General features: G+C 59.6%; 15 protein-coding genes. 8 read left to right on the top strand and 7 right to left on the bottom strand.

Annotated elements, in window-relative coordinates; all coding sequences use genetic code 11:
* Nucleotides 1-103 precede the first annotated feature (103 nt).
* Complete coding sequence (locus I6J19_RS05030; RefSeq protein WP_038626403.1) at nt 104-1585, top strand: carboxyl transferase domain-containing protein; 1482 nt, start codon at nt 104-106, stop codon at nt 1583-1585.
* A 173-nt stretch (nt 1586-1758) separates the two neighbouring features.
* Here the strand turns inward: I6J19_RS05030 and I6J19_RS05025 are convergent, their stop codons facing one another.
* Both I6J19_RS05025 and I6J19_RS05020 read right to left on the bottom strand, forming a co-directional pair.
* Entirely contained in the window at nt 1759-2118 is a 360-nt protein-coding gene (locus I6J19_RS05025; protein ID WP_005511805.1) for an FKBP-type peptidyl-prolyl cis-trans isomerase, read from the bottom strand.
* 215 nt (nt 2119-2333) lie between these two features.
* Nucleotides 2334-3629, bottom strand: a complete 1296-nt coding sequence (locus I6J19_RS05020) for a citrate synthase (RefSeq protein WP_187402488.1) — start codon at nt 3627-3629, stop codon at nt 2334-2336.
* Nucleotides 3630-4353: 724 nt separating this feature from the next.
* On the opposite strand from I6J19_RS05020, the gene serC reads away from it, so the two are divergent.
* From serC to I6J19_RS05005, 3 genes are all read left to right on the top strand, one after another.
* Entirely contained in the window at nt 4354-5490 is a 1137-nt protein-coding gene (gene serC, locus I6J19_RS05015) for a phosphoserine transaminase (protein ID WP_070431880.1), read from the top strand.
* A 223-nt stretch (nt 5491-5713) separates the two neighbouring features.
* Nucleotides 5714-6838, top strand: coding sequence for a septation protein SepH (sepH, locus tag I6J19_RS05010; protein WP_038626410.1), 1125 nt, complete (start codon nt 5714-5716; stop codon nt 6836-6838).
* 15 nt (nt 6839-6853) lie between these two features.
* Nucleotides 6854-7759 (top strand): DUF6928 family protein, encoded by a 906-nt coding sequence (locus I6J19_RS05005; protein ID WP_038626412.1) that lies wholly within the window; start codon nt 6854-6856, stop codon nt 7757-7759.
* A gap of 3 nt (nt 7760-7762) precedes the next feature.
* Here the strand turns inward: I6J19_RS05005 and I6J19_RS05000 are convergent, their stop codons facing one another.
* The 3 genes from I6J19_RS05000 to I6J19_RS04990 form a co-directional block, all read right to left on the bottom strand.
* A complete protein-coding gene (locus tag I6J19_RS05000) occupies nt 7763-8635 on the bottom strand; it encodes a TrmH family RNA methyltransferase (RefSeq protein WP_038626414.1) in 873 nt (290 codons plus the stop codon).
* Nucleotides 8636-8644: 9 nt separating this feature from the next.
* Entirely contained in the window at nt 8645-10159 is a 1515-nt protein-coding gene (locus I6J19_RS04995) for an NCS2 family permease (protein WP_038626417.1), read from the bottom strand.
* Nucleotides 10160-10315: 156 nt separating this feature from the next.
* Nucleotides 10316-11008 (bottom strand): DUF3027 domain-containing protein, encoded by a 693-nt coding sequence (locus I6J19_RS04990; protein ID WP_224792227.1) that lies wholly within the window; start codon nt 11006-11008, stop codon nt 10316-10318.
* A gap of 23 nt (nt 11009-11031) precedes the next feature.
* Between I6J19_RS04990 and I6J19_RS04985 the strand changes: the two genes are divergently transcribed.
* Together I6J19_RS04985 and I6J19_RS04980 are read left to right on the top strand one after the other, a co-directional pair.
* Nucleotides 11032-12192: a glutaminyl-peptide cyclotransferase gene (locus I6J19_RS04985; RefSeq protein ID WP_038626421.1), complete on the top strand. Its 1161-nt coding sequence runs from the start codon at nt 11032-11034 to the stop codon at nt 12190-12192.
* Nucleotides 12193-12269: 77 nt separating this feature from the next.
* Entirely contained in the window at nt 12270-12809 is a 540-nt protein-coding gene (locus I6J19_RS04980) for a DUF2771 family protein (RefSeq protein ID WP_222866997.1), read from the top strand.
* 71 nt (nt 12810-12880) lie between these two features.
* Here I6J19_RS04980 and I6J19_RS04975 read toward each other — a convergent pair whose 3' ends face one another.
* A complete protein-coding gene (locus I6J19_RS04975; protein ID WP_038626424.1) occupies nt 12881-13312 on the bottom strand; it encodes a cold-shock protein in 432 nt (143 codons plus the stop codon).
* 870 nt (nt 13313-14182) lie between these two features.
* Here I6J19_RS04975 and I6J19_RS04970 point away from each other — a divergent pair.
* Nucleotides 14183-14803, top strand: coding sequence for a transglycosylase family protein (locus tag I6J19_RS04970; protein ID WP_187402489.1), 621 nt, complete (start codon nt 14183-14185; stop codon nt 14801-14803).
* Nucleotides 14804-15119: 316 nt separating this feature from the next.
* Here I6J19_RS04970 and I6J19_RS04965 read toward each other — a convergent pair whose 3' ends face one another.
* Nucleotides 15120-15308 carry a hypothetical protein gene (locus tag I6J19_RS04965; RefSeq protein WP_187402490.1) on the bottom strand — a complete coding sequence of 63 codons (189 nt, stop codon included), beginning with the start codon at nt 15306-15308 and terminating at the stop codon, nt 15120-15122.
* Nucleotides 15309-15382: 74 nt separating this feature from the next.
* On the opposite strand from I6J19_RS04965, the gene I6J19_RS04960 reads away from it, so the two are divergent.
* Nucleotides 15383-17899: a helicase-associated domain-containing protein gene (locus I6J19_RS04960; protein ID WP_187402491.1), complete on the top strand. Its 2517-nt coding sequence runs from the start codon at nt 15383-15385 to the stop codon at nt 17897-17899.
* Nucleotides 17900-18026: the final 127 nt, after the last annotated feature.

Below are 18026 nucleotides of genomic sequence, written 5' to 3'. Positions count from 1 at the left end.
CGACTCCTCGGTAGTGCGGACATGTTTTTTCCGACAATAGCGCTACCCCTTTCCGCCCACCATCAACTAAGCCGGTTTACCCCTTGTTTACTACCGTGGAGGTATGGCTAGAATCAGCGCCCAACAAGTAATAGATACCGTCCTCGACCACGGAAGTTTCACATCCTGGGACGGCGCGCCCGAGCACGGTGACATCGACGAGGCCTACCGCGGCACACTGTCCCGCGCCTCTGATAAAACAGGTCTCGATGAGGCCGTTATCACCGGCGAAGGCACCGTCGGCGGCAAGCGCGTCGCCGTCATCTGTTCTGAGTTCGGCTTCCTCGGCGGTTCTATCGGCACCGCTACCGCTCGCCGGATTATCCGCAGCATCGAGCGCGCGACCGCGGAGCAGCTGCCGCTGTTGCTCTCACCAACCTCGGGCGGCACTCGCATGCAGGAGGGCACCGCGGCGTTCGCGCTCATGATCTCTATTACCACCGCAGTGGCGCGCCACAAGGATTCTCACTTGCCCTTCCTGGTGTACCTGCGCAATCCCACCACCGGCGGTGTCATGGCGTCGTGGGGGTCGGCAGGTCACTTCACTTTCGCAGAGCCCGGCGCGCTTCTCGGCTTCCTCGGCCCGCGCGTCGTCGAGCTCGCTACCGGCGAACCCATGCCCGAAGGCGTTCAGACCTCCGAGAACCTGTTCAAGCAGGGCATTATCGACGGCATCATTCCGCTCGAAGGTCTGCGCGGCGCTGTCCGCCGCACCATCGACGTGCTTGCCGACGGAGACCCCAGCGAACCCACCCCACCGCCAGCAGCAGCCATTGATGGTCGCGATACCTGGGAAGCTATCCTGCGCACCCGCGATACTTCTCGTCCAGGTGGCGGCGATATTATCGATGCCCTTGTCGACTGCTCCGTGCCAATCTCCGGCACTGGCGATGGCCACAAATCGCTGTCGGTCCGGGCTCGCCTAGCGCGGATTGGTGAGCGGCCGGTGATTTTGGTCGCCCAGGACCGGCATAACCAGCCGCCGCTGGGCACACACCCAATGGGGCCGGGTTCGCTGCGTTTTGCCCGCCGCGCGATGCGCATTGCGGAGAGCCTGAACATTCCGCTGGTCACGGTCATTGATACCCCCGGCGCTGAGTTGACCAAAGATGCCGAGGAAAATGCCATGGCCGGCGAGATTGCCCGCACCTTGACCACGCTGGTGAACTTGAAGGTCCCGACCGTGTCTCTCATTCTCGGCCAGGGCTGCGGTGGTGGCGCGCTGGCCATGCTGCCCTCTGACCGCGTGCTGGCAATGCACGATGCCTGGATGTCTCCGTTGCCGCCGGAGGGTGCTTCGGCGATTATCTACCGAGACACCGAGCATGCTCCAGAAATGATGGAGGAACAGGGCGTTGGCGCCGAGGCCATGCTGAAGACCGGGGTCATCGACGAGATCGTGGCCGAACCTGCGGATCCGGCCGAACTGCCCCGCCGTGCCCTGAGCGCTATCGAGCACGCCCTCTGGGAACTGGAGAAGAACCCGGCTCGCGTTGGCCGTGAGCAACGTTTCGACCACTACCGTCGCTTCGCACTGGGTGAGTAGGGGGCCGGGGGCTGGTTTGGGCCTGGTTCAGGCCTTCAGCCCCACCCCAATCTCAGAAAGCAAGAAAGTGACTGGGTTTATGGCACTTTTGGGCAAATTTTCACGCCTGAAGCGTCATAAACGCAGTCACTTTCTCCGCTGGAGATCCGGGGCCTTACTATCGGGGAGAAGTTTTACTTAACGTCCAACAAGTCGATGACAAAGACCAGGGTCTTACCAGACAGGAAGTGTCCTGCACCAGCCGGGCCGTAAGCCTTCTCCGGCGGGCAAATCAGCTCGCGGCGACCGCCGACCTTCATGCCCGGAATGCCTTCCTGCCAACCGGCAATCAGACCGTTCAGCGGGAACTCGATGGACTGGCCGCGGTTCCAGGAAGAGTCGAACTCTTCACCAGTCTCGTAGTCAACACCCACGTAGTGGACCTCGACGCGAGCACCCGGGGTGGCCTCCTTGCCGTCACCGACAGTGAGGTCGTTGATGACGAGTTCCGTCGGAGCCGGACCGGACTTAGCAGTGAGTTCTGGCTTGGACAAGACAATCTCCTATCACAGTTGGCATTTATCAAAGCTGGCAATTATTCCAACTTAAATGGACCCAACTCAAATGGGGTTTCTTAAAATTCTAGGAAAAATAAAAGGCGCGTACCAACCTTTCGAAGACTAGTACGCGCCTTTTCGCGTTTTCAACGCTGGACTTTTCTATGCTGAGCTACCTGCGAGGAACCCCTACGCGGTAATCGCCAAAAACCTTAGCGCTGGTCGCGCGGAACGAAGTCACGCTCGGTCTCGCCGGTGTAAATCTGGCGAGGACGGTTGATCTTCGATGCCGGGTCAGTGACCTGCTCGTTGAACTGAGCAATCCAGCCCGGGAGGCGGCCGATGGCAAACAGGACGGTGAAGAAGTCCGTCGGGAAGCCCATGGCGCGGTAAATCAGGCCGGTGTAGAAGTCAACGTTCGGGTAGAGCTTGCGGGAGACGAAGTAGTCATCAGCCAGTGCAATCTCTTCCAGCTTCATGGCCAGATCCAGCAGCTCGTCGCCACCGAGGTGCTCGAGCACGTCGTGAGCGGTCTTCTTAGCGATAGCTGCACGCGGGTCGTAGGACTTGTAGACGCGGTGACCGAAGCCCATCAGGCGGACGCCCGGCTCCTTGTTCTTTACGCGGTTCATGAACTCGGTAGCGTCGCCACCGTGGTTCTGCTGGATGTCCTCGAGCATCTCCAGAACAGCCTGGTTAGCACCACCGTGCAGCGGGCCAGACAGAGCGTTGATACCAGCAGCGATGGAGACGAACATGGAAGCGCCGGAGGAAGCGACCATGCGGACGGTGGAGGTGGAGCAGTTCTGCTCGTGGTCAGCGTGCAGGATGAGCAGCTTGTCCAGAGCGTCAACCACAACCGGGTCAACCTCGTAGTCAGCGGTCGGGTAACCGAACATCATGCGCAGGAAGTTCTCGCGAGCGTTCAGGTTGTTGTCCGGGTACATGTACGGCTCACCCTTGGATGCGCGGTAAGCGTATGCAGCCAGCATCGGAACCTTAGCCATCAGGCGAACTGCAGCCAGGTTACGCTGCTCTTCGTTCAGCGGATCCAGCTCGTCCTGGTAGTAGGAAGCCAGAATGTTGACCGAAGAAGCCAGGGTCTGCATCGGGTGTGCGCCACGCGGGAAGATGCTGAATGCGCGACGGAAGTCCTCGTCCAGCAGGGTGTGGTGACGAATGTCGTGGTTGAACTGTGCGATCTCTTCCTCAGATGGGAGGTGACCGTGAATCAACAGGTAGGAAACCTCGTTGAAGGTGGCCTTCTCAGCCAGCTGCTCAATCGGGTAACCGCGGTAGCGCAGGATGCCGTTACCGCGGTCGATGTAAGTGATCTTGGACTCGGTAGAACCGGTGGCGGTGTAGCCCGGGTCGAAGGTGGTCAGTCCAGTTTCCTGGAGCATCTTGCCCAGAGCAATACCGTCGTTACCCTCGGTTGCCTTGACGATGTCCATCTCGAACTCGCCGCCCGGGTAGTGGAGTACAGCCTTGCCGTCTTTAGTAGCCACAACTTCCCTTTCACAGAAAAATTCTTCTTAACGACTCCAGAGTGCGGGGGAAGCAGGCACAGCGGAAAACAGCATGCTGCCTCCCAACTCCACGCCACCCCTTCGGGGTCGCATTGTTTCCAATGATTCAATTATGCGCGACATTTGCGTTCCATTGCATCTTGTCCAGTGAAAAAGTTTGCTTAGTTCACATCGACCGTGTCGTAACCATAAAGAACCGACACCTGCAGTGGATTAGAACACACAATATCAAAGAGTGTGAGCAGCGCAACACCCTCTACCCCATTCGGGCAGCCTGGGCTTACCCAATCTTGACCCCTCTTCACCCTGAAATGCAAATGAAAAAACGGGTTTATTACGTTGTCACTGCTCATTTACTAACCAGGAGGCCAGGAGCACATTCGACAGCCGATGTCTTTAAAAGTTCAAAAGTCATCGAACCAACGCCCGAAAACACATCGACTAAATCCACAATAATCCACCCCTCCCTGCCCACCAGAGGCCCCACATCGCTAAGTTTTCAACGCCAACAAAACTGGAAAAAAATTCTTCGCAAACTTTGCAAATACGTCAATCCACCCTGTTTTGTTATGCAAAGTACGGAAGCGGGGGCAATTGAACCCCACCCTTTTGCGATAAGTACCCCCGATTACCGCTAGAGTTTGAAGACAACGGCTGTATATCAAGCTTCACTTTGAATGCACTTTGAAAGGTTGCGCCTCATATGAGCGATCAATTCCCAGTCCTCCCTGAAGAGTTCCAGCCCGGCGACGGCCGCTTTGGCTGCGGTCCGTCGAAGGTTCGCCCGGCGCAGATTCAGGCAATCGTTGACGGCGGTACCTCTATCATGGGTACTTCCCACCGTCAGCCGGCAGTGAAGAACGTTGTTGGTGACGTTCGCGAGGGTCTGGCTGAGCTCTTCCAGCTTCCGGAAGGCTACGAGATTGTCCTGTCCCTCGGCGGCGCAACCGCTTTCTGGGATGCTGCCACCTTTGGGCTCATCGAGAAGAAGTCCGCTCACCTGACTTACGGTGAGTTCTCCTCCAAGTTCGCCAAGGTCTCCAAGATGGCTCCGTGGCTCGACGCTCCGCAGATTATCGAAGCAGAGCCGGGTTCCGCACCTGAGGTTGTCGCTGGTGAAGAGGGCGTTGACCTTATTGGTTGGGCTCACAACGAGACCTCCACCGGCACTATGGTTCCGGTCACCCGCCCGGCAGGCTCCGAGGGCCAGCTCGTGGCTATCGACGCCACCTCCGGCGCCGGCGGCCTCCCTGTCGACATGTCCCAGGCTGACGTCTACTACTTCTCCCCGCAGAAGTGCTTCGCTTCTGACGGCGGTATCTGGTTGGCTGCAATGTCTCCGGCTGCCATCGAGCGTATTGAGAAGATCAATTCTTCCGACCGTTTCATCCCGGCTTTCCTGAACGTGCAAACTGCCGTTGATAACTCCCGCAAGAACCAGACCTACAACACCCCGGCCGTCGGTACTTTGCTGATGCTGGCTGATCAGGTCAAGTGGATGAACGCCAACGGCGGCCTCGACGGCATGGTCGCTCGCACCACCGAGTCCTCCTCCCACCTCTACAACTGGGCTGAGAACCGCGCGGAGGCAACTCCGTTCGTCACCGATGCTGCGAAGCGCTCGCTGGTCGTCGGCACCATCGACTTCGAGGACAACATCGACGCCGCACAGATCGCCAAGGTTCTGCGCACCAACGGCATCCTCGATATCGAGCCGTACCGCAAGCTGGGCCGCAACCAGCTACGCATCGGTATGTTCCCGGCCATCGACCCGGAGGACATCCGTCGTCTGACTGGCGCTATCGACTGGGTTCTGGACAACGGCTACGCTGCCAAGTAATAGCAGAGCAGCTAGCAGCATGGCAGCTGCCAAGTAGCGGCATGGCCACTGCAAAAGTAACGCCAAATTAGTCGCAAAGCAGCCGCCTTTTACCGGCCTCAGCCGCTTAACTCCCGCGCCACGCGCAAGGGCATTGCCCCAATTGTCCGTGACGCGGGAGTTTTGTCGTTTACCATGATTAGTGAGCATTACTTATAACGTCGACCAACAAGGAGGTTCTCGCATGAGGGAGCTGAAGCCAGTTCTGGACGGCGATGTGACCGATTCACTGATTCTCGTTCCCGCTGATATCACCGAGCAGGAACGGCAGGAGGGACTTCGCTTCACGCTGCCTCTCGACGAGAACCTACGCACTTTCCTGGTCGAGCACTTCGAGCTCGCCGATGCCACCGGTTCCCCTGCTGCAGCTGATTCCGCATCGCTTGCCGACGGATCAAGCACCACCACCGCCACTGCCAGCGGTAGCTCTGGGGAGAGTGCTACCGCAGAGAGCGGTTCCACCGACGAAAGTTCCACTGGTGGCAGCACAGCGGACGCCACCACTGCAAGCGGCGGCTCGGCCGAAGGCAGCGAGGTGGCTGACAACTCCGGTGCGTCAGGCGGGGCACCGAAAAAGACTCCAACGGCGCCGAAGCCAGTTCTGGAAGAGCCTCGTGTCGTTTTGTCGCCGCGCGAGATTCAGGATCGCATTCGCAGCGGCCAGACGGTCGAGGAGCTCATTGAGTACAGCGGCATGCAGCCGCGCAAGATTGAGTCCTTCGCCTACCCGGTGCTTGCGGAGCGCGCACGTATTGCGGAGCTCGGCAAGCAGTCAAAGCCACGTCGCATTGATGGCCCGGCCAAGTTGTCCTTGTGGGAGATTCTCGCCACCGCTTTCGCCGCCCGTGGTCAGGAACTCGCCGATGCCTCGTGGGATGCCTACCGCGACCCGAGCGGACAGTGGATTGTGACGGTTACTTGGAATGTCGGCCACACCACCAACGTGGCCGAGTGGAGTTACCAGGCGGAGGGACTTTCCGCGCTCACCATTGCTCGCAATGAGCTGGCAGCAGAGCTGATTGACCCCGACTTTGCCCGCCGCAACCGAGACTTGGCTCCGCAGGCCAATCGAGCTGCTGATACCGCGGATACCTCTGAGATGCCAGCCGCATGGCAGTCTTCGGCGGAGCCGCAGCGAGGCCACGGGGAGCAGGACGTTCCGTCGCAAAGCGACGCCGACGACGATGTTGACGAGGCGGAGTTCTTGCAGCACCCGGACGCGGAGCAGCCGAAGCGCAAGAAGAAGACTGTCATGCCGTCGTGGGAGGATGTGCTTCTCGGCGTACGTCCGAACGGCCCGAAGAAGTAGGAGTTTTCCTCGACAATGAGCTCCATGACCAGTGGCAACGCTTCTGATTTCGAATTCTCCGCGATTCGCCGCGGTGTAGTCACGATTTGGTTTATCAGCACCAATGACCCTGCTGCAACCCTGGAGACAGGTGTTCAGCATGACCGCGGTTTCGGGCGTCGTTTCCTAGCTCTCTATGATTCGACGCTGCCGGTAACACCGATTGGTGATTTCCCGCTCAACCGCTCGGCGGAAACCGGTGACGGCGAATACTACATCGGCGGCTTTGAAGGCGTTGCCGTACTGCAGACGGTTCTCGACGATGTCTCGCAGCTGTCCCAGCTGTCGCCTCGTCTGCGCCAGGAGATTGCCGCCACGGACGTCTACGCGAGTGTGTCGAATAAATCCACGGGCTTCGGTGCCTTTGCGCATTGGCACGATGGTGAGCTCAAGCGCGCTTTCTCCGCTACTCGCTACCGCACACTGGAAGACATCGGTCTTCCCTGCCCCGCAGAGGGCAGCTTCTGGGCGGGCAAGCACCGCCCAATGCCCGACGCTTCCGAAGGTACGGCTTCACGTCCACGCGAAGGGGTCGGTTTGCCGTTCATTCCGACAGAGCTTGCCGACGCCGTCATCACCGACTGGCTTGGATTCGACCCGCATTCGCCCGCTACAGATATCCCTGTTAGTGGTTTTGCGGTCGATGGCCGTCGTGCGGCTCCCGGAACTTCGTATTCGACATCTCGTAGTCCGCGCGGGCTAATGAGTGAGCCGGGTTCCTCCGAGTCTGGCGCAGAGCTTGACCGCGCCTACGACGACTACGAAGTTCACAACGCAGAGCCGAACCGAGACTTTCTGGAGGAGCTCAGTCGCTTTGGTGCTAAGGCCAAGAACTTCGCTGGCCGCACCTGGCAGCGGGCGCGAGGCAAGTTCGGGAAATAGTTTCTACTGCCCTGCGCGCTGCGACTGAACGCGTAGTCGCTCGTAGAACGCAATCGCTGCGGAGGTAGCCACATTCAGGCTGTCAGTTCCCGGTGACATGGGAATGCGGGCACGCACATCGGTGGCTGCCATCGCGTGCTCGGTAAGTCCCTGCCCCTCAGCACCAACGAGAATCGCGACCTTGTCCGTGTCCATGGCATCCCACAGGTCCACCGTGCCCGCAGGGGTCATCGACACCACGCGGAAGCCCTGCTCTTTGAGCTGGTCCAGGCTTCGCTGCCAGGTGGTCGTAGTACCGGGCAGAGTCGCAAATGGGACTGTCAGCACATGCCCCATGGAAACACGCACGCTGCGGCGATACAGCGGATCGGCGCAGGCCGCGCCGAAGACAACCCCATCCACGCCCATGCCCGCCGCGTTACGGAACAGAGCCCCGATGTTCTCGTGGTCCCCAACACCCTCCATCACAGCCAAGGTGGTTGCTCCACTCAGAACTTGGTCCACCGAAAGCTCCGGCGCGCGGTCAGCGGTGGCCAGCAGGCCACGGTGAAGATCAAATCCGGCCGCTGCGGCCAGAACCTCGCGGTCGAGTTCAAACCAGGGCACAGTTTCCGCAATATCGGCCTCGCTCGCGGTCAGTCCGTCGGCAAGCAATGCGAGCTTCTGGCGAGTACCAAAGACTGCGCGGAGCGGAAAGCGTGAACGCACTAACCGCGGCACAATGAGCGTGCCTTCGGCGATAACCAGGCCCTTCCCACCGGGCAAATCGGGGCGGGAATCGGACTTGTTGAGGTTGCGGATGTCATCGAGACGGCTGTCGGCGGGATCGTCGACGACGATGGGCGCAAAGCGTTCGAGGGATGTGGTGGTACTCATGGAAACTCTTTAGCCGCCCAGCAGAGCGGTGAACGGATCGGCAGCGAAGTAGATGACGAACAGGCCGGAGACAATCCACATAAGCGGGTGCACGGACTTGGCACGACCCGAGAAGATAGCCATCGCAGCAAAGGTGATGAAACCGATGCCGATACCATTTGCAATCGAGTAGGTAAACGGCATGGTGACAATAGTCAAAAATGCCGGCAGTGCGATGTCAAAACGAGTGAAATCAATCTCGGTGATCTGCCCAATCATCATGGCACCGACGATGACCAGCACAGGCGCGGCAGCCTCGATGGGCACGATTTCATAGAGCGGGGTGAAGAACATCGCCGCCAGAAAGAGGATGCCGGTGACAATGTTGGCAAGGCCAGTGCGTGCACCATCGGCGATGCCCGCTGCGGAGTCCACAAAGACAGTGTTCGACGAGGAGCTGACTGCACCGCCGACGATGGCACCGGTGCCTTCGACAACCAGTGCGCGCTTCATGTCCGGCAACACACCGTCTTCATCGACAAGTGCGGCCTGCTTGCCCAGACCAGTCATCGTGCCCATGGCATCGAAGAAGTTAGCCAGGACCAAAGTGAACAGCAGCATGGTGGCGCTGAGGGCACCGACGCGGGCAAAGGAGCCGAAAAGATCCACAGCTCCAACGAGGGACAAGTCCGGCATACCACCTACACGGTCCGGCAGAGTCGGCACCGCGAGATTCCAACCGGTCGGCACTGGCTTGCCATCAGCGAAGGAGGGGCCCGCATCCGTCAAAGCCTCGACTGCGAGCGCAATGATGGTATTCAGCACGATGCCGATAAACAGGCCGCCGGGAATATTGCGGACAACCATGATGCCGCAGATAATCAGCCCGAGGACGAACACGGCGGTTGGCCACGAGGCAATCTGGCCATTGATGCCGAGCTGCACCGGAACAGTCGTGCCCGCGGCATCGGGAATACGGCGAACCAGGCCACCGTCGACCAGACCAATCATGGCGATGAATAGGCCGATGCCCACGCTCATCGCGGCCTTCATATCGGACGGAATCGCGTGGAAGACAGCTGTTCGGAATCCGGTCAGCGCCAGCAGCACGATAATCACGCCGTCCAGCACGACCAGGCCCATCGCTTCTTCCCAGGCCAGCCCCTCGTTAGCAACGAATGTCACGGCAACCAGGGTGTTGATGCCCAGGCCCGTCGCAATGCCGAAGGGGTACTTGGCAAAGAGACCAAAAGTAATGGTCATGACGCCCGCGGCGAGCGCGGTGACAGCGGCGACCTGCGGTATCCCCAGGCTATTGCCGTTGACATCCTCGATATTGCCGAGGATCAGCGGGTTGAGCAGAATGATGTAGGCCATCGCGAAGAAGGTCACTACGCCACCGCGAATCTCGGTTACGGTCGTCGAACCGCGCTCCGTGATGTGAAAATAGCGGTCCACTGCTGAAAGATGGCTCCCCGACCGTGCAGGCTTGGAGTCCTTCGCCTCATCTGAGGATATTGCAGAGGTGGACGTACCTTTGTCCATTTTTATGCCTCTCTAGAGTCTCTTTTTATCCGTGTCACGTGTTTGTCCGTGTCAGAGCGGAATTTTTGTGCCGAAAGCCGCCACAGTGCAGTCTCTGGGACCACAGCGGTGTTGAAACTGCACCGTCTTCGTCATCGCGTTTGCCTAGGCGGGAAGCTACAGGTGCGAATCCTGGTAGGGTTCCGCCACGGGAGCGCCCTGCCCCGTTACTTCCGGGATAGCTGAGTGAGCACCACAGCCGTGGTCAAAGCTTACGGCCGTGGCATCGAATGTCCATTCGTTGACACACACGCCCCAGTCCTTACCGAGCGGCCCGGTCAACGGGACCATAAAGGCACAGGTTCGGCAACGGTGCAGTGCTTCCCGAGCAAAGTCACTCTCAGAGCCGGTATCGCCCTCTTCCCAGCGCTGCTCGGTATCTTCCACACCACGCGCCGACAACGTGCGGGTCTGCAAATCATCGCCGTCGAGTCGCTCATCTCCTACCGCAGCCGGCAACAGATCACGCGGACCGAGGTCACCGGGGCGCAACCGCTCCTCGTAGGGCACCCATTCAGGCGCCTGCAGCGCGGTTTCGCCAGGGACAAGAGCCACTTCACTGACCGTCGCCTGTTGAGTGCCCGGCGCGCACGCAACTACCACATGCCACTCCCAGCCCCTGTATCCGGGCAGGTCAGCTGCAAAACGATGCACCGCAACGCCCTCGCCTACGACACTTACACCAGTGTGCGCGCCGGCAGGCCCCTCCCCCAGCTCTTCAATCGCGGTACGGGCAGTGTCGACCGCCTGGTGATTCATCACCTTCCCCCGTCGGCGGCTGTTTCGGGAACGTCGTCGATTTTCAGTCACGTTTCCTATCCTAGAGTGAAGCTATGGACAGATTCCCGTCGGGCGACGCAAAACCCGCCCGCCCCTTCCACTCATCACGCTTTACGACGGCCCGAGCTGCCATCCTCTCCGTGGCAACTGCCGTCCTATTGGCCGGTTGTGCGACTGAAACAGGTTCAGGTAGCAATTCCTCAGGCGAGGCCCCAGCTAGTGGAGCGAGTGCGGGTTCGAACTCCGGCACCGCCGGAAGGTCGACTTCAGCTTCGGTTAACCCCTCCGAGCTGGTCGGTGCCGATACGGTGCCGGGGCTCGGTGACGTTCCGACACTGAAACTGACGATCGAGCAGTACTATCCCATCTCCGCTCCACCACTTCCCGCTTCGAAGAATGTCACTGCACCTTTTGTCCAGGGCCTTGAGTTCGAACCGGATGGCTCTTTGTTGATGGGCACCGGCCTCTACGGTGAGTCCCAGATTTACCGATTACCACAGTGGCTCGACAATCCCGCAGTCGAGCCGACCAACGTGGAAGATTTACAGCCTGAACTCTTCGGCGAGGGACTTACCCGTCATGGAGATACCGTGTGGCAGCTGACGTGGAAGGAGGGACGCGCCCTAGAACGCGATGCGGCTACTCTCAAGCAGCGTCGCGAGGTTCCCTTTGACGCCGAGGGGTGGGGCGCGTGCTCCTTCGATGACACCATCGTGACCTCCGATGGCAGTGGCACCCTCACTTTCCGCTCCCCTGATGACCTCTCATCCCTGCGTCAACTGCCCGTCACTGCGGCAGGCACGGAGACAACGTGGCTCAACGAACTCGAGTGCGTCACTGTCGACACCGACGTAAATCCGGAAGCAGCTCCGGACGAAGCACCGGCGGACACGAGCGATTCAAACAGCCAGAGCAACACAGACGGACCAACCTCCCCGCAATCGCACCGCGAGATTTGGGCCAACGTCTGGCAGAGTCCATTCATCTACCGCATCAACCCAGAAGACGGAAAGGTCACAGGCATCGTCGATGCCACCGAGCTCTTCCGCGACCTGCACGCGCAACTCTCCCCGGCAGCGCGAAACAGTATTGATGTGCTCAACGGCATTGCGCTGATGCCGGATTCTTCGTCTACCTCGCCCAATGGAACCCGTCAGTTCCTGCTTACAGGGAAGAAATGGCCCACAGCCTACCGTGTTACCGTGAGTGAATAGCAGTATCTGGCCCGAGAACGGCTAGTGTGACTGAACGTAGCTTCAATTCCGTTACGAATGTCGGGAAGTGAGAGTTGATGGGATCGAGTAGGCGCCGCTGGCAACAGAATAGTAAGGCGTTCGTGGTTGTCGGCGCTATTGTCGTGGTGGGTCTTGTCGTCACCGGCATCGTCCTTGCTGTCAATAAGTGGACCAACCAGGCAATCGACGACCCACACGCGCTGTCCATCGAGGTCATTCAGGACGGCGAAACCACAGAAGTTCTTCCCTACCGCGTCTGCGACCTCTTTGAGAAGAATGCCTGCACCACGACTGAGGCCAACGCCGCCAAGATCTCCCTGGGCGAGCAGGAGACGGCTGAGGTTAACGTCGGCTCTACTGTTGGCTCTAACTCCTGGACTCTGCAGCGCTTCTTCTCCGACGATGCGGTCAACTCCACCTCTCGCAAGGATCCGGGCGAAGCCACTACCGAGACCATCGCTGGCTCCGCAGCTGTTGCCGGCAAACGCACCCCACTCGGGGTCGTGGAGGTTTCCACCGCGCTCATCGGAAAGAACTCCGAGGGCGAAGAGACCACCTACGGTATTACTTGGTCGATTGTCAACGAACCGTCGTAAAGCACAGCAAAACGCCCGCTCACTGAGGTTTTCCACTTTCATGAGCGGGCGTTTTCACGTCTTCTAACGATTTACGAGTCCAGCTCGCGCGCGACCGCACGCAGGACTTCAGCCATCTGGTGGCCGTCCTTACGCTCCGGGTAACGCCCGGCGCGCAGGTCACGCTGCACCGTCGACTCCAGCATGGAAATCATGTCCGAAATCATGCCGTTGAGATCGCTGGGGCTGTACTTCTTCGCTTGACGACGGGCACCTGCGCCCCCACCTGCCCCGCCACGGCGGTGACGGGCACTGCGCGGTCCCTCGTCGAGCACCTTGATCCGGAGGGCCTGTGGGCCTGGGCGGCCGTCAGCGTAGTCGTACTCCAGGCGCTGACCAGTTACAAGCTCTTCCACGCCTTTCGGCAGCACGTTCTTGCCGATGTAGACATCTTCACCGTCCGGATTCGACACGAAGCCAAAACCGCGATCCTTGTCGTACCACCTGACCTTACCGATGGGCACTTTCCACCTAACCTTCCCGTGCCCTACGACTGGGGGCACTCAACCTCGTTCCCCTTGGGCAGCGGTGACTGCCCTTCGGGGTCTTCGGATCGGAGATGCAATTCTTCCGCACTCGCCACCGTCCTCGCACGCACAAACGGCCAGAGTTAGAGGCTCGATTGAGGCGAGCTTGGCCAGACAGGACCGCGAGGATATGCCGGGCCGGGCGCTGTCTTAATGGTGTTCCTTTAATTAAGGTGCGACCAAAACGGGACGCACTCCAACCGGGAACACATTATTTATTACTGCTTACTAGTGCGAAGTGGCGGCAGCGGTAGCGGCGTGCATGTGCACGTCACCTCCGATTACCTAAAGAACTCAATTATACCCATAGATGGGGACATAAAGGGAAGATGGATTTGTGGGAAGCGAGCACCCTCGCGGATTGACGCACAGAGACTGCAACGAACTGCCAGCGTTGGTTCTTCTTGGCTATCTCTTATGGCCTCTTTTTCAAGTGCCGGAGACGCGCCAAAACAGGAAAAATAACAAGACGATAACGTGAGCTTTATCACATTATGATGTTTTAACTTACACATCACCACTAACAGTCACATCTCCTACCTGCAGTTTCACCTACTTTTATCCATATTTCCAACCTGCGCTCAAAATTAAGAATCCGGCGGTTCGCGTGACTATTTCGTTACCAACCGCTACGGTGTGCAATCGACACGTTTAACGGACGAAGTCGCATAGATCGCCTTCATCTCACTCCAGTGCGATGACATCGGCCCGCTACCAACAACGTGAAGAACTTTCCATAAGAGTGAGATGGGGTTGCATTAGCCCCACTGGCGCCACAAAGAAAATCGACGAAAAGGAAATTTTCATATGGCTCGCCACGCAGCTAAGACCAACACCTTCGCTTCCACTTCGGCAAAGGTTGCACTGACCGGCGCAATCCTCGGCGCCGGTGCCGCTATCTTCGCACCGACCGCTTCTGCAGCTCCAGACTCCGACTGGGACCGCCTGGCACAGTGTGAGTCCGGTGGCAACTGGCACATCAACACCGGAAACGGCTACTACGGTGGCCTGCAGTTCTCCGCAAGCACCTGGAACGCTTTCGGTGGTAACGAGTTCGCTTCGACCGCTGATCAGGCTTCCCGCGAGCAGCAGATTTACGTTGCTGAGAAGGTTCTGGCTCAGCAGGGTTGGGGCGCATGGCCGGCTTGCTCCGCAAGCCTGGGTCTCTCTTCCGACCCGACCGATCGTCCGCACCCGAGCCAGGGCGTCGCTCCTGTTCGCGCACAGGCCGCTCCGGCAGCTGCTGCTTCCGACTCCAAGACCGACCTGATCCAGCAGTTCGCTGACCGCCTCTCCAACGTCGACAGCCTGTCCGACGCCCAGGCACTCATCGCTGAGTTCCGTGCACTGACCGGTCAGATTGAGCTTCCGCAGGAACTGGTCGCAGCCATTCCGTTCGACCTGTCGAAGCTGCAGGGTCTGATTTAAGGCTTTCGAGCTAGCCAGCTCATCACAGTAGCCCCGAGGGTGATTCACCTTCGGGGCTACTATTTGTCTTCAACAGGTTGGCGGTACCGGCCCAATGTAAGTTACTGCCTGCGTGAGTTACTGCCTGCGTTTATGGCTGGCGACCGCGTGCCAACGCGAGTTAGTGACTGCGTTTATGACAAAAAATGGCCCGAAAAATGGCTTGAAAGTGTCATAAACTCGCACAGTTTCATATTTGAAGCCCGCAGCCACGACTGAACTAGCAGTCACGGCTGCGGGCCTCCTGCAGATCTAGCTCTGCTAAAAATATAAAAGATTACTTGTTAATCACCGTGGTCTGGTGCACGTAACCCAAAGTCTCCGGATCAACCGGAAACTCAATGTCGCCGAAAGGCGAATCTGCACCAGCGTGGTGAGCAATCAATTCAGTAACAGCGTGCTGACCAGGCTCGAGGTCCTTCGGCCAGCCGGGATCGACATAGGATTTCTTTGCAACGTTAGCCATGCTGAGATTATCCCAAAAATTTTCTCCCCAGTCACCTTCTCCCCTCCTTAAACCTCACTAAAGTGGGGATTGTCATGACTAGCACCACCCCCTTTGCACTCTTTTCCGACTGGCTGGCAGGTCAACCAGACCAATTTGTGGGCACTATCCTCAGCAATCGCCCCGATGCGCTGTCGCCGCCGCCGAAGTCTTCCCAGGTGCTAGCGGCAAGGCTCCAGCTCCGCGCTTCTGTCTCCCGCGCGCTGACCAAACTGCCCGCACTGGAGCTCGCCTGCATTGAGGCTGCCGCTGACCTCGGTGCCGACGCCGAACCCGTCACTGCGGACGCCCTCATCGACTACATTCTCGACTTACTCTCTCGAGCAGAGGTTCCCGCCAATCAACGGCCCACGGCCGCACATATTCGGACAGGCCTCGATACCCTGCGCGCATACGGACTCATCTGGGGAAACGGCGCCGGCCCACGCGGCGCTTTCACCGGCAAGTCCACCCGCAAGAAGCCTCTGCCCTGGCAGGACTACTTCTGTCTCAGCGATGAGGTCGCCACCTCGTTGCCACCCGGCTGGTATCTTCTGCCCAATCCCGATGGCCCCAGCCGCAGCCAGCTACGCACGGCACTCACCAAGGTCACAGACAGGCAGCAGCGTCTCCTGGACACCCTCGCCAACTCCGGAGGTCTCGGCGTCACAAAGGACGCTCATCCGGATGCCGACCCCTCGCTGCCGGTCCCAGCGCTCATCAACGCCGGCCTGCTCGAACGCATCGACGAGGGCACCGTCCGTCTACCCGCCACCGTTCGCGCGCTTATGCGTGGAGTCGGGCTTGCCGACGACGATGTCCCCCTGCGCCCCGAAACCCCCGCTACCCATGTAATTGCCAGCGGTAACGACCGTGCTGCCGCCACCGCCTGGGAAACTTTGCGACAGGCGACTGACCTCCTGGACCTACTGGGAACCAACCCCGCACCGACCTTGAAAAACGGTGTCATCGGAGTGCGGGAAACCCGCAATCTCATCGAGGAGCTCGGTGTCGACATCTCGGAGCTGGCTCGCGGCGTGGCTAACCTCGGTGCAGCGGGCCTGGTTCATGTCGGCACTCCGCATCCGCTGCCACTGCACGACACCGGTGGTGACTATTTCGCACCCACGCTGGCAGCCGACGGCTTCCTCGACGCCGATCTGGTTGACCGGTGGGTGAGCTTGACAGTCGGCACTCGCACTAGCGACGCAGCGCCCTGGCGGGTCGACCAGCTCAATGAGGAAGGCAAGCGCATTGCTCTGCTCTCACCTCAAACTCGGCTCTCCGGGGTACCGTCAATCCGGGAAATGGTGCTGGCCTGCTGTGCGCAGGTGGCGTCGTCGGCAAGCGGCAACGACGTCGTTGCTCTGACTGACCTGCGTGAATGCGCCGCCTACTACTACCCCATCACCAACGCGAGGTGCACGGACGAGACTCTCAGTGGCGTGGTCGACGAGCTGGTCGCCCTCGGCATCGTCGTGCGGGACCCGGGCGTGGAAACGATTTCCGTCGGCCTTAGCGAGGTCGGCAAAGCCATAGTCGCGCTCATCGAATCCGGCACTGCCGAGGCCTTCGACGATCTGCGTGCTGCCTGTAACAACCTCTTGCCGCCGAACGCCTCGTACCTGATGCTCCAGGCGGACAACACCATCGTCGTACCGGGCCCCGCATCCCCGGAGATGGAACGCATGCTCAGTTCGATTGCGCAGTTGGAATCTCCCGGCCTCGCCAGCGTCTACCGCGTGACCGAAGACAGCCTCCGCGATGCCCTCGACACCGGCATCAACGCCGCCGATATCTCGGAGTTTCTCTCGCGCTACGCCGTCGGCGAAGTGCCGCAGTCCATTACCTATTTGCTTGACGACGTCGCCCGCCGCCACGGTCGTCTCCGCGGTGGCCCCGCAGCTTCGTTTATCCGCTGTGACGATCCGGCTCTGCTGGCCTCATTCCAGAGTCACCAGGCTGGACAAAGCCTGGCGTTGCGGAAGATTGCCGAAACGGTGCTAATTAGCCAGGCCCCGCTTGCCCAGGTGATTGAGACCGCTAGAAATGCGGGCTTTTCCATCATCGCCGAAGATGCAGAGGGTTTGGTGCTGGATCTCGGTCGCGCTCCCTGCCGCATTGAGGCGCCAGCTCCGGTGCCTACTGCGCGTACAACGATGCCCGAACCGGAACGCATCAGCCAGGCGTTGACGGCCATTGCCGATGGCAACCGTGCTGCTGAGCACGCCGGTAGTTCCAGTGGCGCTACAGCCAGTGGCAGCACTGCTGGGGTCTCTGGCTCGGTTGCGGATTCGGCGACAGGTACGGGGACGGCTGCCGGTGCTAGCGCTAGCACCGGTGGCACGAGCGGCTACGCCTCCGGCACCGAAGCATTCAAGCTACTGCAGCGCGCGGCTCGCCACGGCGACGACCTGTATTTAAGCTACGTCGACCGCAACGGCAAACCCGGCCGCAAGCGCGTGCGCCCAGTCACTGTCTCCGGTGGGCAGGTCGATGCTATCGACCCGGCCACCAGCCAAGTGCTGCGCTTTCTGCTGCATCGCATTACCGAAGTACATCCTGTCGACTAGGCGACGGGCGCGGGGATCGTCGTAAAGCGATGCAAAAGCGAATGTGACGGTTCGGGATGATTCGAGCCCGTGGCGCATCTTCTGCGTAATCGTGGCAGAATTGACCTTTAGCTTATTTTTGGTCGAA

The organism is Corynebacterium amycolatum (genome assembly GCF_016889425.1).
In the GTDB taxonomy this organism is placed as follows: domain Bacteria; phylum Actinomycetota; class Actinomycetes; order Mycobacteriales; family Mycobacteriaceae; genus Corynebacterium; species Corynebacterium amycolatum.
The sequence above is the reverse complement of the archived record's forward strand: the minus strand, read 5'-3'. Positions and strand labels throughout refer to the sequence as shown.